Genomic DNA, 14,577 nt, shown 5'->3' on the forward strand with positions numbered 1-14,577 from the left:
CAATTCAATATTCCAAATATCAGGAGGTGTCAGGATGACTCTAAAGATTGTTAAAACTCTTTAATCTATCATTCTTGTGTTCATGTATTATTTGGGCTTTTGGACAGTTAACTCTGCTACAAAATTGTGTTTTTCTTTCTTATGATCGTCTTTATTTTCGAAGTAGGTGTTGAAACTGGTAAGAAGCACAGGAACAATATCTAATAGGAATATTCTGTACATTTTTATCAACTAATCTCAAATATATTTAATTGGTGCTGGCGCTCTGTGTTTTGGGGATTGCGTCATAACAGCTCTTGTTTTGATGTAGCAGCTTCCGTTGTGGACATCTTTGTGATTTTGCTCCAAGCACTTAATATGTCATTGTATAAATTGCTATCGTAACCACTTAAAATGACGAATCCTTAAGAGACTAGAGCCCTTTGTTCAATTGCTATTCAGTCGGTTGTTGCTCGACTTCATCACTGTTCATTTGATTGTCAGGAACCTTGTGTAATATCTATGTAATAACTTTTAAATACTTAATCGAATCTAATCGAAAACCCCAAAAAGAACAGACGCTCAAAACCCTTACGTACCAAGGATTTCAAGCGTCTTTTACTCTTCATAAAATCATCTAATTTTATATTTTATACTTATTACGTCCCAGGAGGACATACTATAATGCTAATATATCAATGGTTAACGTATGATTAACGTATAAAATGTTTACCTTTTGTTTACCTACTTTTTTAGACCACCCATCACAATGGATTAGCTACTTCTATGTTTTCTTGTAAACTATTCCTTAACGTTCAGATTCAGCCTCTCGGAAGATTGTCTCAAGGAAAATTAGCAGTTAAACTATTGCGAATTTCACGCTTACTTTTCCGGTGAATAGATAGTATTACTATTTCCATCAATAATTAACACTGATTTTCCTGATATTGTCTCGCCTTGATAGTTAAATTCATCATCTGAAAAATTTGCTACTACACTTAATGCTTCACCATATTCAGTCATTTGAACAAGTCTATCATCTGATATAATTTTAAAATCTGTCATTTCTTCCGTTATTGCTTTTTTGCTGAAATTTGACCATACCTTTGAATGCCTTACAATTGTTTCTTTATGTTTTTCCCACTCGCGTTTATCTATATGATATAAAGGAGGTACATTATAAAGTATCTCATACAACATTCTATTTGTTATTTCATCTTTAAATTTTAAGGTTCCCCATCCCCACCAATGAGATGTGATCACTGAATCGTTGTAAACCAACTTATACAATGGGATCGTGTAGTTTGGATCCAAAAATAACTTCTTGTACTTATCCTTTAGTGGTATTTGTTTAGAAAACATTTCGGGCACTCCACCATTACTCGAATAGTATCTCCCTACATAATACTCACTTTTTTTGTTTTTTGCCATATCCTCGTCCATCCAAGAAAATGATGGCGTTTCTATTCCATGTGCAAAGGCAATAGATTTGTTAGCAAAATCATTTCCGCCCTCTGTTCCTACTACCATACCCCATTCTTTTTGCAGATACTCCATTCTCTTAATCCTAGCCTGGATATCTTCCTTTTCAGTAGTAATATGTTCTGGCGAATAGTCATCAAAGATTTCTCCAGTGCCATCTGTGTCTAAAAACCATGAGTTAAATGCTATGCCCGTATTTAAAATTGAAGTTACTCTTTCTTTTACACTAGGCATTGCAAGCGTCGGATTCAACTTTCTACCTGCACCTTGGAATCCTTCAATCTTGTTTCCATTTTTATTTGTTACAGTTGCATTCTTGTAAAGTGAAGCATCCTTAAACTTAGCAGTTTCCCACTTCTCTTTACCTGGTTCATGGATTGAATGATATGAATCATAGGTACCAAATAGATAGCCGAAGTCTTCTGCTTCTTTAACTAACTCTGGTTTAATGAATCCTTCCTGCCAATCATCCAAGCCGATCCACATATTTTCTAACCCAGAATCCTTCATGTCCTTTATCACATCTACAGTATTAGCATCTGCCCACTTCTTTATTGGGTCAACTACATCTTCAAGTATGCTTTTTAATAATCTCTTATTTAGGTCAATTAATTCAACGGGATTTAAATTTTCTATTCCCGTGTTTAACAGCCTCTGAGTTTCTTTATCTGTTTCAGTAAATACTTCCGGATTATAGAATTCTTTTAGTTGCATTACGGCACTTAAGCCTTTTATTATTCTATTCTTAGTGTATTTGTCTACATAATCTAAGCTATTTAAATCTTCAAAAGCCGATGAAAGCTCTGATTCATCCTCAACATTAGTAGTTAATAGCCCCTGAATCCATAATCTCAGTTTTTCGGGAAAACTTTCTCTCAGTTTTGCCCATTTTATATTTTCTTCTGAAATCACAGTTCTGTCCCAAAAATAAGCATGAGGTGCACCATAAAGCTTTTCAATATTACTATTTTCTTTAGCCTTATCCGCCAAGCTTTTGAAGTCTCCCTGTTCAATCAAATAATTTTTATAGGTCTTTGCAACATCTACTGGATTTTTTTCCGTTATATATATTCTAAAACCATATTCCTTCTCTTCATTAATAGTTGGAAACTCATGATTAAAAGTAAACTCAATATCATTTTCTGTATTATAAACAATTTCACTATTATAAGGATTTTTAATTATATATACTAGCGAATACTCACTTTTATCAACTGCAAAAAATTGCATAGATAAAGCCTCAATTACTTTCATTTTTTCTTCACTTAAGTAATTTTTCCAAATAGAATCATTGCTTGGAATATACTTCCCTTGATTTAATGGGAGCATATATCCATCACCTTTCACTTTTGGCCATGCAAACATGTTGTCTTCATCCTTGCTGGATTTTATGGTTACATCAACATACTTATCTTTTTTTACGATATCAACCTCAATTTCCTGTTCTAAATAGGTCCAGCTAATGTTATCTCCACTGTCTGTTAAATTTGAAACATTCATTTTCCCCAATGGTTCCGATACCTTCTCAGTAAATCCATTGGACTCCACCTCAAACGCAAGTGTCTCAGGATCCACACTAAAGTTAAAGTCTAAATTATTTATTTGTGACTTAACCTCTCTACCTGTACTAATTTTTTCTTTCGCACATCCCGTAAGAACGCTTGTTAATATTGCAGCAATTAACATGATTGATAGAATTTTTTTCATGTAACACACCTCCATACTTAGAGTAATAGCGGTGTGTTACACGAATGTCACAAAAAAACTCTAACCTACTTATTTTTTAATTCAAACCCAAAAACCAATTTTTTAATTCTTCGTTAGCCCATCTAATATCATATTGCCATGTATAAAATAAATATCCCGACTGCTTTAGTTCTTTTTCATAATTATCCCATATATACTTAGCTATTAAAATTATACTTGCTGAACCTTGATTAAATCTTAAGGCTTCTACCACTAATTTTTGTAAGTCTTCCTTAAATAATATATTCCAAACAACTCCTCAGATAATATTCGAAATTTTTTCTCTAAATCTTTTTGCTTGATGTTTTGGATTTTTTCTTATATGCCTTTGGGGTATATATAACATGCTTTGAAAATACAACTGATGTTTATTCCATGTTCCGCAATTATCAACCATATTGTCTAATATTAACTTGTAGTGATAATTTTTATTATCTGCTTCAATTAATACAACAATTAATGTAGAAAGCGCCTTATTTTCTCTTTCTACTTCAATCATACTGACTACTTTATTTGAGAATAATGTAATCTCGGCAATCACATACTTTCTCTCAGTTAAACCATCACTCAAATATACAAAACGCTTCGTATTAAACTATAAGGAATATGTTTATTTTTCACACCTACAACACGTAAAATTGTGCCACCATTTACATTAGGTTTCACTATCGTTTTAATAGTAATTGGCTGTTTAAACTCTATCATCAATCGAAAAAAAGAACTTCGAATAAGAAAAACATAGGGAGATTTTAGTCTTCCTATGTTTTCATTCATATTATTTATCTGTTTGTTTTAGCTTTTTTTTCAAATACTCCGCACGTATTTTTTCAATTTGCTGCTTTTTATCAAATTTGGCAGGCTTGTGTTTTTCATGATACTTTGCCACAGCCACCTGACCTTTGGTATCCAATTGATATTTCCCCACTTTGTTCACCTACTTTTCTTGTACTTTAAAGAGAATCTATTCAACAAAAATAATATACCTTATTTTACTGAAGTAAACCTTTTTACTTTATTAGTGTACTACCTAACCTTGCATATATCAGTAAAAACTTAGTAAAATAATTCATAGCCAAATGGTATTCATTATACTTATCTTTACGACCTTAAATTTGCTGATTCATTTTAAAGTCATCAATCAAGTCGCTAATTTTAACTAAAACAAAAAATCTCTTCCAGTTATTTATTATAAATGGTATGTCAACACTAAACTGGACAAAAATTATAAGGTCTGTTGCTTGAATTCCACTGGAGTTAAATAGCCTAGTGTTCCGTAAATTCGAATGTTATTGAACCAATGAACAGCATCATCAAGTTCAAGAGCGAGCTGTCCAAGAGTAGAGAAATGTGTTCCGTTAGCGAATTCGGTTTTAAATACCTTAAACATCGCTTCAGCCACGGCGTTAAGGGCATCCTTTCATGCTCAGGGATCGCTGGATTCCGAATGTTTCTAGGGCTTTTGAAATGAGCTTATTTTCATACTCTTTTCCTCGGTCTGTATGAAACATTTGAATGTCGTTCAAGTTACCTCTAATACTTCCTAGCGCTTGATAAACCAGCTCTGCTGTCTTATTTGCACTAGCACTACGGTCAATGATTTCACGATTGAAAAGGTCGACAAATAAGCATACATAATGCCATTTTGTTCCGATACGGACATATGGAAATCACTCACGATGACAGAATCCCCAAATGTTTGGGATTATAAAAGCCCTCCACAATTGATGTGGAGGGCAAATTCACAAGTTACTTCTATTCAATACCTAACATTTTTTTCGATTGTTGAATTGCTAGATTTTTCAAAACATCGAATGAAACTTTAGCAATTTCTAATCCTTTTTTAGCTATTTGCCTTCCACATGGTGATTGTACATTATCTGATTATCTAATCCTCTGAATGTATTTATCAACTTTTTCATACTTTCCAAGTCGTTCATTTTCTGTGCTAATTCACGTTCAGAAGCTTCGATAATTACTTCCAACTGTGCTCCACGGCTTTCAGAAGTTAATTTTATTTTTGTTAAATCACCATGTACCCATCGCTTTAATTCTTTCTTGTTACGTTCGAGAATAAATTCGATGTCTGCAATTTCATCCTCTAATTTTTGATAGTTTTTGAGCCATTCGTACATGTGCAGCACTACCTTGTTTGTTAATCATATTGTTCATTAGTTTACTGTAGCGTGTGACGACGCTACGGCTTTTTTATTTTTAAATTTATTCAAAGGCAATTCACTATACAAATATAGCTATTACATCATATTAATAGTAAGGTAAAGCTAATTTAGTCTTGCACCTCCGAAACTTTTTACTAAGGGTCACTTCTATCCCAAGTGACCCTGTTTTATTGTCTTATCTCACAAAAATATATTTTTTAATGCCTATAGTTGAATGGTTTAACACCCCACTCCTTCTATACAGCTAACATATTATACATTGTAGAATAGAAGAGGAGGTGAATATAAAATGGCATCATTTGAAATTGGCTCGAGAAGTCTTTTCAATTTTCGAAACGAACGCTTTTTCCTATTAGTCGAAGATGAAATTACAGTTCCAGATAAAGGTGTGGAGATTGATCCAGTTAATATATATGAGATTGACCAACAAACTTTCAATTTTATCAGAGATGAAGGAGATACACCTGTGGTTGTACCAGTTTTTCAACTTCCAACTGTACCACCTGGATTTGAATTAGAACGAAAATGTATTTTTACAGTTGATAATGCCTATTTTGTAATCTATGATTTAGAAAATGGAACTGATACCAATGTTTTATTAAGAATCAGTGCAGCTTTATTTAACTCATTGAGAAATTCTGGTGTTCGTGAATGTATTCCTCAAAATTTCATTAACTAAATGTTATTGCCCTTTTAAATGTAAGGGTACAAAACAAGCGACCAATTTTATGGCTGCTTGTTTTTTATTTTGAAGGTATTTATGTATGTTTAACACTTCAAAATAAACGACTTAATTATTACTAGACAGCAAATCAATTATCTTTAACTTTAATTACACCCACTAATTCACGTGGGCCTGTATTAACTTGTTTAACTATCATCTTCCACATAAATCCCCCTCCTTTTTACTGCACAAATTTCTTTCTGATACGACTACCAATACGTAACATGATTATCTATTTTTCAAAAGAAAATATTGATTAGATAAATACCTCCTCTCCTTTCTACAACTAACATATTATAGATAATAGAGAGGAGGGAAGTTATTATGTCTCAAGATTATGGTAGTGATTATAGCTCTAATTCTGGTTCGAAATTCGCCCTAATTGTGGTTCTATTCATTCTTTTAATTATTGTCGGCGCTAGTTTTATGCATAAATCGTATTAACATTTCCAATTTTTTATTATGGTCATAGATGTTTAATATAAAAAATCCACAATTAATAATCGCCAAAACTTCTGATGCTCATAATTATTCTTGCACTTTCAAATTTTTACTAAGGGTCACTATTCCTCCAAGTGACCCTTTTATAGTTTCTTTACTCATATTGTGCAGTAATAACCTACCTTTAAATACTCTTTAAGTTGGGTCCTTGACTATGCATATTTAGCATTAATATCTCTCTTCTACATTACCGACTCACTAGGTGCCTTCGCTAGAACTAGGTCCTTTTTGATAATATTCTTAATAGTGTTAAAATTATCTAAAGGAGGTTGTTTTAAATGGATAAAAATAACAACCAAAATGGTTGGCCAATATGGGCGAATGAGTCTGTAGAAATAGTAACGGCAAATCCTGATTGGCAAGACCAAGGGCGACACGAAGAACAACATCTTTATGATCTTCTTAACCCTTATGGTATAAGCGAGGTAATACATATAGGAAGTACATCCATACCTGGTCTACCAGCAAAACCTATAATTGATTTAATGGCTGAAACAGACTCATTTGATAGAGTAGAAGATATATCAACAAAATTGGCTGAATATGATTGGCATTATGTTAGCCCAGAATTAGATGAAAGACCTTGGAGAAGGTTCTTTGTAAAGGTTAAAAACAATAAGCGTGTTGCTCATTTGCATTTGATGGTTAAAGGAAATGAGCGATGGGAGCAACAACTTTTATTTCGCAACCGTTTACGAGAAAATCTACAATTAGTTTGTGAATATTCAACGCTTAAACAAGGGTTAGCTAAAAGGTTTAACCAAGATAGAGAATCATACACAAAAGCTAAAACAGAATTTATTAAACAGGTTTTAAATAATTAAAATTTCATTTCATAACTTACATTAAATAAATGTGAACAATGTGAGAACCATTGATAATATTTATTTACCTGACAAACCGTCTCCCCAGTGTTAAGCTGGGGTTTTTGCTTTGCCATAATGTATAGGAAATCTTAATTTGCACACATTAATCTTGAGTGTATCGCACGCACTTTTTAAGGCTGTGGCGTTGGTTGACCGTCGCGGCCTTCCCGTTATTTACTTATATCACTTCCAGCCCAGTGACCCTTAAATGGTTTCTTTTCTATTCTGTGCTATTTTTTATACTATAAATTACATATAGAGGTGCTTTAATTGACTACATTCGGAAAATACTTATATATCGCTTTCTTTGTGACACTGTTTTTATTTACAACGGTTTGGGATTATTTCAAAAATGGTAATTGGGCTTTGCTTGAAAATTTTTTCTTTTCCTTTTGGGTAGCAAGTTTTTTATTCATGGCATTGCTACTTAGAAGTAAAAAAGATGAAATGGAAAAAAATTAAAAAACTGAAGCTGATTTGATTTTCTTTCAACTAAGCAACCCCATTACGTTGCTCCCATTTTTTCAAAAGACACATCCCACGCTTTCTTAATGTGCCAGCCTTCTTTAATGTAATGCTGCACCCATTCGTTTTTGTAAGGCATAATGACGCTTCCTTCACATTTACCACCACTACCACCACGTTATTCTGATTTAACCTTCTCAATTCTTGCTTTAAGGCATACATGAGAGAGACTTTTGTTGTCGTTTTTGATGATCTAAAGCTTCACCTAGTACCTTTTGAAATTCCCTCATGTCCTCAAGAGGTACTGGTTTCGGTTCATTAAAACACGACCAATCCGAACGAACAATTGCGATGACTGAATTTATAAAACTGATATTAGCTACACCTGAAAATGAAAACAATTTAGTTTTTTATCGACAATCAGTTATAAAGCAGTAACAAACGAAGGTGCTAAAAAATTATTACGAAAAACTTTAGATGCATTGGAAATTGAACATATTTCGATTCACGGTTTACGTCATACGCATGCAAGTGTTTTGATTTATAAAGGTACTAATTTTCATTCAGTTTCAAAACGTTTAGGATATTCAGATATTCAAACAACACTCGACCACTACGCACACGTATTAAAAGAAATGGAAGAACGAAGTGAAGAAATTGCAATCAACATTTATTCATCTTAATTTTTTTCACCTTGTTTACATTTTGTATACCTAATTTAATTTTAATATATTATTCTATGCGATTTTCAAAATATCTACAAAAACAGAAAAACGCTCAAAACCCTTACGTACCAAGGATTTCAAGCGTTTATTATTTTTCATAAAATCATCCAATTTTATGCTTATTACGTCCCAAGAGGACATACCATAATGCTGATATATCAATGGTTAAAGCATACTAAACTGCTTCGTTAGTAAAAAAGCGTTTCAATTTGTTATAAAAACGCACCTGTTACTTTAATAACTAATCTTACGAATAACTCCCTTGTAAAAGCAGAAAATATGGTGAGGTGATTAGAATATGTTAAAAACAAAGATTGGTTATATTATTTGTTTTTCGATTATTATAAGCTTATTTGTTTACAGTAAGTCCATAAATACAAAAGCGATGGAGTTATCCTTCTCGCAATCGAATAGTGATAAAAGTGAACATAAACGAATTCAGGAATTGGAACAACGTTTAGATAGCCTCGAACCACCTGAACCTACCACTATTCTTGACTCACCTTTCCCATTTAAAAAAGGAACAGAGGTGCATTTCCCTACCGATGTCATCCCCATTTCAGAAGTGTCAAAAGAAGGAACAAAAATTCCTTTCAAAGTAATAAAAAGCGAACCGAACTACATTAGACCAATATATGAAGAACAATGGCATAGCACATATGGGGGTGGGAGATGGAGCTATATTCCTTCTCGAATACACTATGCTCTTCACCGCATATTCCCTTTTTATGCCATCGGGATTTCTGCTGAATTTAATTTTCAACACGAAGTAGGTATTGTTTTTCCTACTGATATAAATGAAACAGACCTTGACCTGTATATAGTTGTGTTTCAAACAAATATCACAGATGTTTATACAAAAGGAAATCAAGTTGTTGTTGTTGGGACACCTAAACGAACAGGAGTAGAAGTTATAAACATTAAAACAGCAAATATACACCCTAAATAAATGACTAAGACTTGGTTCTTTATCTATTCGTACATGTCCCTTATTACGTTCATCTATTTTATCTATTCTAAACTTAGTGAAAGATTTTTTTATAAAGAAACTCAATTACTACTAGACCATTTGTATCGTAACTTTTATGAATAACGTCACGATGAGTATGGAAAAATAAATATACTATGCCATTATCATTTTTCTGTATAAAAAAGGAGTAAGATTTAATGATTTCTTAGTTTTTTCATTTGATTTTATCCTTTTGATAAATTTATAAGAAACCATTTGTAACAAGATATTGTATTTTAAAATTTATATTCGATAAACCACAAAACAATAAGATGGGAAGGGTAAAAAAGGTAAGATACAATCTTACTAATTTTAAAATCAAACTTCTTCTGTAAGGGGATTATCAATAATGCTAAAATAGAAACCAACTGTATCATAGGATAATTATAAATAATTACCCCCGCTAAAGTTATAATCGTTACAGAACTTATCAACTTTATATTATTATCACACAAATAAAAACAAATAATTAAAAGCACACCATAAATACCATATTCAAAGTTTAAAAGATCACTTATTAATGTTAATCCAACTATAATTGAAATTTTCATAAATATTTTAATGTTAGACTTTAATATAATTAATGACAATAGGCCAATAAGTAAAGTAAATAAAACATTGAAATACCTAGTTCCAAATACTAATTGATACGGCAATTGAGAAATTAAAGCCAGTATTAATAATCGAAATCCATACTTTTTCACATCTTTTGTTCTTTTCATTCCTATTGCGATACCATACGCAAACAATGGAAAAGATAATCTACCTATCATCCTTAAGATCATTGCGTCAGGGAAAAAAATGTAACCTATATGATCGATTAACATTGTAAAAATTGCTATTAGTTTTATCATTTGAATACAACAATTATTTTTTTATCAAAATCGATAAAATATTGCTTGCCCTCTCCTATTTTCTTTTTTGTAAATTGATTCTTATATACAAATAAGTTTACATCACCATTTTGTTCATCATATTTAGCCGTTAGAATATAGTCCTTATTAAGAGTAATTACATGCTCTTCTGCTGGAATTGAAATTACAGTTTTATTCTCAGTGATACTAATAATTTCTTTAGTTCTGTCATTTTGCTTTTGATCAACAATTGTAAGAAAATCATCGTCCATAGCATAAACAATATCATAAAGGGTATTAAATTGTTTTCTTTTAATTATTTTTGATTCTAAAATTGAATAATAGACTAACGTTGTTTGGTTATTAACAAAATCGTTTATTTGGAAACTCAAAATACCATTAGTAAGATCTCCCCCAAAATAAGGGTAACCGCACTTGTGATTACAAGTAGAAATTCGAGTGAAGGTTACATCTAATTTTAGTTTTATATTATGAATTAACTCCGTTATAGGAAGAATGTAAATACTATCATCTTCTTTTAAAGTCTTTTTGAAAAATTCGTGATTTGTTTCTGACATAAGGAAATGTTGTTTTTTGTCTTTCCAATTATATTTTCCATTTTGAACATATATATAATCAATTTCTCCGTTTATAAAAGTGTCGATATAAGAATTGAAGAGTACATCATATTTATTCCCGGTATTATAGAAGACCTTTTCAACTGAATCAACTAAAATAATATCATCTAATACTTGTAATAAAATGTGGCGTCCATCGAGATTATATATATAGCTTCTAGAGTTTATATTCTGAAACTCTTTATATCTTTCTTTATCAAAATTAATTGAACAGATTTTTTCTTCTGACAATAAAACGCAATCAAATTTACTTATTTCTAGATTAATATTATTCTCATTACAACTTATTGAAAAATAAAAAAAATGAGTATCTTTTTTATTTTTCAATGTAATTTTATTGGCAAAATTATTGAATACTAATTTGGAAGTATTATTTGTGATCCAGTCGTAAAGCAATACTCCTTTATATACATTTCCAAACTCTCTCTCTCCTTTATTATCTTCGATAGAGAAAACAACCTTTTGTTCTAATGCAACATCTATTTTTTCACAATATAAAGTAAAATCTATTTTTTTAATTTCAAACATCATGTCACCTCTTATAAAATCCCATTAAATTTTGCAAACTCAATTATTAATTAACCAAAAAGCAGATAAATAAAGCAATAACTTCTTTTTTATTATAGAAGTTATTGCTCTTAAATTACATGTAAAAAATATGATTATCTTTCTTTACATAGATTGCTCTACCTGATCGTGGATCGATTTGAGTTTCTCTTAATGGATGCCAGTGTTTATAATAACCATCACCTTTACCAAAGGATTCTGTTGTGTGGTGATTTGATGCAGGTGGGTTTCCCTTTCCACCTTTCCTTGCAGCTTCATTTGCCTTACTTTCTGTTTTAGCCCATACATCTACTTTTTCAGATCCTTTAATGGCTGCAAATGCAGAAGCATCATCTTTAAATGCAGAACCAATATAAACATCGCCGCCACTAATGAAAGCTTGGTAATAGTTGTATGATTTGTTTTTATATTTTGACCAAACATGTGATGCTAAATATGCAGTTACACCTGCAATAGTAATCGAGGCTGCATTGGCCGCTAACCAGCTTAATAAAGCGGCCCCTCCCCACTCAATAACAGGAAGTAGGCCTACTAATGGACCTTGCGCTACTACCTTTTCAGTAAATTCTACAGTTTCATCGATTTTGAATTTTTCAGCTGAATCAACATCTGTAAATACAGCTTTAATACCGTCTTCTGATAATTCCTGTACATCAACCGCGTATTCGTATTCTTTATCGCTACTATCAAATCTTAGTAAACTTAGTAAACCTTCATCTTTTACAATAGCTTTTAATGTATATTCATTTGTATTTTTATTTAAAGTAGCGTACAACTCATCTCCATTTGGGTGTACAGCTTTGGCAGTAATAATATCTTCAGTGTTTTCTATAATTTGAAATGCACTTTCAATTGGCTGGTCCTCAAAATTATTCGCTAAAGCACCTGTACTAAAATTTGCAAATGCCAGGCAAGCAATCATCAAAACTAGAAAAAATTTTTTCATCATTTAACTCTCCCTTATCTCTATTGCTACTATTTAACTAATTTTTTTAATAGACAAATCACGTCTTTATAATTACGAGTTTGATATTGATCAATTATTAGTGCTATAAGGCCCGTAATATGTGGAGTGGCTATAGAATTCCCTTCAGATACTATGTATTTCCCACCTATAGCTGTAGTAAAAATATTATTTCCAGGGGCAAAAAAATCTACTTCTTCAGCGGATAAAAGGTTTTTCCATTCTAAAGAAGCTACAGCAATTACACCCTCATATAAAGCGGGATAACCAAGACCTCTTTCTCTATTGTTATCAATAGCTGCTACGATAAATATGCCCGCATTAATTGCTTTATTAATTACATTAAAAAATTTTTGATCATTTTTGATTGTAGAAAAACTCATATTAATAATATCTATTTCATTGTCGATGCACCATTCAATTCCTTGAATAATATCTTCAATTTCCCCTTCACCAAATTCATCCAAAACTTTAATGGGATATATTTCTGCTGATGGAGAAATACCTACTACACCAATATCATTATTTTTCGCGGCTATAATCCCTGTCACATTCGTACCATGGCCTGAATCGTCAATAGGTAAACTATTATTGTCAATTGCATTGAAACCTGTGTTTATTTGGCCTTCAAAATCTGGATGTCCAAAATCAATTCCGGTATCTAATATTGCAATTTTAATTTTCTCACCAAAATATCCTTTGTCCCATACCTCTTCAACTCGAAAATATTCTATACCATCTGGATACGCTTGGTTTTCATATAAGTCTTCAATTGAAATATTTTTTTTATGTTCGTATAAGAAAGCCGCACTTATAATACATATTGCTAGAAAAACATATTTTTTAAATCTCATTCTAAATTCCCTTAAACTAGTTTTTTATATCAAACTTATAACCTAATATGATATTGGATTGGAACCGGTAAATAGGCAATTTATCTATTAACAATCAAGTAGTTACCCCCTCCTTATAAGTTGAAAATACACAATATGGAACTACTATATATTAATTGGTAAAAATACAAATGTCAATACAAGTAAATTTTTTAATATTTTGATAAAGAAAACAAGAATTGTATGTACAAATAAAAAAAAGTTTTTTTCAAAATATCGTCAGAGATATAAATTATTTTTTAAGACTCTTGAAAGTAACAAACTTATAAGATCACTTTGTGGTGTTCTTACATCTGTACTTAAAAAATCGTTTATCCTGACTCCCACTTGAAGATAATTACGGATGAGTTTTAGTAGTAGTTTTTCTTGAGTTATTCCCCTAACTTTCCCATAATTCTGTCATGGTTGATTTTACCGATGAATTTCTCTTAATCCATATCCATCCCTCGTCTATATCCCTTTATCAATTTGTTCCTACTATAATGGTCTGGTTAAAAGTACCTTACCATTTTGATTAGTTAGTAGTTCGCCACACTCTGGCCATTTAGAAATTAGCTCTTTTTGATGTCGTTCACAATAATTCAAAAAATGAATTTGATGAAACCGATGCGAGTAGACTTCTCCATATTTTTCATAATCCTCTTCTAAACATTTAAGACAATATTTAATTTCCTTAGCGATATAATCTTGAAATATTCATTTGTTTTTTAAAGAGTCCTTTATGAATAAACTTTGCTTGAAGTCCTCCTTTTTTGATAAGATAAGATGGAAATTATTAAAGGGTATATGTATGATTATTCAAAAAATAATCTATGGTATACTTCCTTTGATTCAATAAACGAACCAACTCACCTATACTAGGATGAAAATATATATTTCGTTTTGACCTTAAGTTAATTAGGTCCATTTACCATTAATTAAATCGAGTGAGAGTGTTCATTATAAAACTTGGAATCAATAGCTCCGTTCGTATTATAAGGTCAGCCA

At 31.5% G+C, this 14,577-nt stretch carries 16 protein-coding genes and 1 pseudogene; 6 read left to right on the forward strand and 11 right to left on the reverse strand.

Features of this window, described 5'->3' with window-relative positions; genetic code table 11:
• Nucleotides 1-861 precede the first annotated feature (861 nt).
• The 6 genes and pseudogenes from ACOMCU_RS26210 to ACOMCU_RS26235 form a co-directional block, all read right to left on the reverse strand.
• Entirely contained in the window at nucleotides 862-3,168 is a 2,307-nt protein-coding gene (locus ACOMCU_RS26210; protein ID WP_421051984.1) for a glycoside hydrolase, read from the reverse strand.
• A 76-nt stretch (nucleotides 3,169-3,244) separates the two neighbouring features.
• Nucleotides 3,245-3,421: a hypothetical protein gene (locus ACOMCU_RS26215; RefSeq protein WP_421051985.1), complete on the reverse strand. Its 177-nt coding sequence runs from the start codon at nucleotides 3,419-3,421 to the stop codon at nucleotides 3,245-3,247.
• 45 nt (nucleotides 3,422-3,466) lie between these two features.
• The gene (locus ACOMCU_RS26220) at nucleotides 3,467-3,778 is read right to left on the reverse strand and encodes a Tn7-like element transposition protein TnsE (RefSeq protein WP_421051986.1); all 312 of its coding nucleotides are present in this window, start codon (nucleotides 3,776-3,778) and stop codon (nucleotides 3,467-3,469) included.
• Nucleotides 3,779-3,982: 204 nt separating this feature from the next.
• Nucleotides 3,983-4,132: a hypothetical protein gene (locus ACOMCU_RS26225; RefSeq protein ID WP_036130531.1), complete on the reverse strand. Its 150-nt coding sequence runs from the start codon at nucleotides 4,130-4,132 to the stop codon at nucleotides 3,983-3,985.
• A gap of 297 nt (nucleotides 4,133-4,429) precedes the next feature.
• Nucleotides 4,430-4,868: pseudogene (locus ACOMCU_RS26230) on the reverse strand (transposase); the annotation flags it as partial.
• A 183-nt stretch (nucleotides 4,869-5,051) separates the two neighbouring features.
• Complete coding sequence (locus ACOMCU_RS26235) at nucleotides 5,052-5,339, reverse strand: hypothetical protein (RefSeq protein WP_421051987.1); 288 nt, start codon at nucleotides 5,337-5,339, stop codon at nucleotides 5,052-5,054.
• A 334-nt stretch (nucleotides 5,340-5,673) separates the two neighbouring features.
• On the opposite strand from ACOMCU_RS26235, the gene ACOMCU_RS26240 reads away from it, so the two are divergent.
• The 6 genes from ACOMCU_RS26240 to ACOMCU_RS26265 all read left to right on the forward strand — a co-directional run bounded on the left by ACOMCU_RS26240 (nucleotide 5,674) and on the right by ACOMCU_RS26265 (nucleotide 9,614).
• Nucleotides 5,674-6,063, forward strand: a complete 390-nt coding sequence (locus ACOMCU_RS26240; protein WP_036130534.1) for a hypothetical protein — start codon at nucleotides 5,674-5,676, stop codon at nucleotides 6,061-6,063.
• A gap of 369 nt (nucleotides 6,064-6,432) precedes the next feature.
• Nucleotides 6,433-6,552, forward strand: coding sequence for a YjcZ family sporulation protein (locus ACOMCU_RS26245; RefSeq protein ID WP_080647684.1), 120 nt, complete (start codon nucleotides 6,433-6,435; stop codon nucleotides 6,550-6,552).
• A 335-nt stretch (nucleotides 6,553-6,887) separates the two neighbouring features.
• A complete protein-coding gene (locus tag ACOMCU_RS26250; protein ID WP_421051988.1) occupies nucleotides 6,888-7,433 on the forward strand; it encodes a GrpB family protein in 546 nt (181 codons plus the stop codon).
• A 312-nt stretch (nucleotides 7,434-7,745) separates the two neighbouring features.
• Nucleotides 7,746-7,937, forward strand: coding sequence for a hypothetical protein (locus tag ACOMCU_RS26255; protein ID WP_036130536.1), 192 nt, complete (start codon nucleotides 7,746-7,748; stop codon nucleotides 7,935-7,937).
• A gap of 485 nt (nucleotides 7,938-8,422) precedes the next feature.
• A complete protein-coding gene (locus ACOMCU_RS26260) occupies nucleotides 8,423-8,623 on the forward strand; it encodes a tyrosine-type recombinase/integrase (protein ID WP_421051989.1) in 201 nt (66 codons plus the stop codon).
• Between the two features lie 340 nt (nucleotides 8,624-8,963).
• Entirely contained in the window at nucleotides 8,964-9,614 is a 651-nt protein-coding gene (locus ACOMCU_RS26265) for a hypothetical protein (RefSeq protein ID WP_421051990.1), read from the forward strand.
• Nucleotides 9,615-9,910: 296 nt separating this feature from the next.
• Here ACOMCU_RS26265 and ACOMCU_RS26270 read toward each other — a convergent pair whose 3' ends face one another.
• The 5 genes from ACOMCU_RS26270 to ACOMCU_RS26290 all read right to left on the reverse strand — a co-directional run bounded on the left by ACOMCU_RS26270 (nucleotide 9,911) and on the right by ACOMCU_RS26290 (nucleotide 14,286).
• The gene (locus tag ACOMCU_RS26270; protein ID WP_421051992.1) at nucleotides 9,911-10,501 is read right to left on the reverse strand and encodes a TraX family protein; all 591 of its coding nucleotides are present in this window, start codon (nucleotides 10,499-10,501) and stop codon (nucleotides 9,911-9,913) included.
• Nucleotides 10,502-10,524: 23 nt separating this feature from the next.
• The gene (locus ACOMCU_RS26275) at nucleotides 10,525-11,694 is read right to left on the reverse strand and encodes a hypothetical protein (RefSeq protein WP_421051993.1); all 1,170 of its coding nucleotides are present in this window, start codon (nucleotides 11,692-11,694) and stop codon (nucleotides 10,525-10,527) included.
• A gap of 115 nt (nucleotides 11,695-11,809) precedes the next feature.
• Entirely contained in the window at nucleotides 11,810-12,679 is an 870-nt protein-coding gene (locus ACOMCU_RS26280) for a hypothetical protein (RefSeq protein WP_421051994.1), read from the reverse strand.
• A 29-nt stretch (nucleotides 12,680-12,708) separates the two neighbouring features.
• Nucleotides 12,709-13,551: a S8 family peptidase gene (locus ACOMCU_RS26285; protein ID WP_421051995.1), complete on the reverse strand. Its 843-nt coding sequence runs from the start codon at nucleotides 13,549-13,551 to the stop codon at nucleotides 12,709-12,711.
• 516 nt (nucleotides 13,552-14,067) lie between these two features.
• Nucleotides 14,068-14,286: a TniQ family protein gene (locus tag ACOMCU_RS26290; protein WP_421051997.1), complete on the reverse strand. Its 219-nt coding sequence runs from the start codon at nucleotides 14,284-14,286 to the stop codon at nucleotides 14,068-14,070.
• Nucleotides 14,287-14,577 lie beyond the last annotated feature (291 nt).

It is taken from the genome of Lysinibacillus sp. UGB7 (assembly GCF_049058285.1).
GTDB lineage: Bacteria > Bacillota > Bacilli > Bacillales_A > Planococcaceae > Lysinibacillus > Lysinibacillus sphaericus_B.

What these genes read in the sequence shown, in the direction of transcription:
- ACOMCU_RS26285 (WP_421051995.1), bottom strand. Translation starts at nt 13,551, where the DNA reads ATGAGATTTAAAAAATATGTTTTTCTAGCAATATGTATTATAAGTGCG.
- ACOMCU_RS26265 (WP_421051990.1), top strand. Translation starts at nt 8,964, where the DNA reads ATGTTAAAAACAAAGATTGGTTATATTATTTGTTTTTCGATTATTATA.
- ACOMCU_RS26235 (WP_421051987.1), bottom strand. Translation starts at nt 5,339, where the DNA reads ATGTACGAATGGCTCAAAAACTATCAAAAATTAGAGGATGAAATTGCA.
- ACOMCU_RS26270 (WP_421051992.1), bottom strand. Translation starts at nt 10,501, where the DNA reads ATGTTAATCGATCATATAGGTTACATTTTTTTCCCTGACGCAATGATC.
- ACOMCU_RS26245 (WP_080647684.1), top strand. Translation starts at nt 6,433, where the DNA reads ATGTCTCAAGATTATGGTAGTGATTATAGCTCTAATTCTGGTTCGAAA.
- ACOMCU_RS26275 (WP_421051993.1), bottom strand. Translation starts at nt 11,694, where the DNA reads ATGTTTGAAATTAAAAAAATAGATTTTACTTTATATTGTGAAAAAATA.
- ACOMCU_RS26210 (WP_421051984.1), bottom strand. Translation starts at nt 3,168, where the DNA reads ATGAAAAAAATTCTATCAATCATGTTAATTGCTGCAATATTAACAAGC.
- ACOMCU_RS26250 (WP_421051988.1), top strand. Translation starts at nt 6,888, where the DNA reads ATGGATAAAAATAACAACCAAAATGGTTGGCCAATATGGGCGAATGAG.
- ACOMCU_RS26240 (WP_036130534.1), top strand. Translation starts at nt 5,674, where the DNA reads ATGGCATCATTTGAAATTGGCTCGAGAAGTCTTTTCAATTTTCGAAAC.
- ACOMCU_RS26280 (WP_421051994.1), bottom strand. Translation starts at nt 12,679, where the DNA reads ATGAAAAAATTTTTTCTAGTTTTGATGATTGCTTGCCTGGCATTTGCA.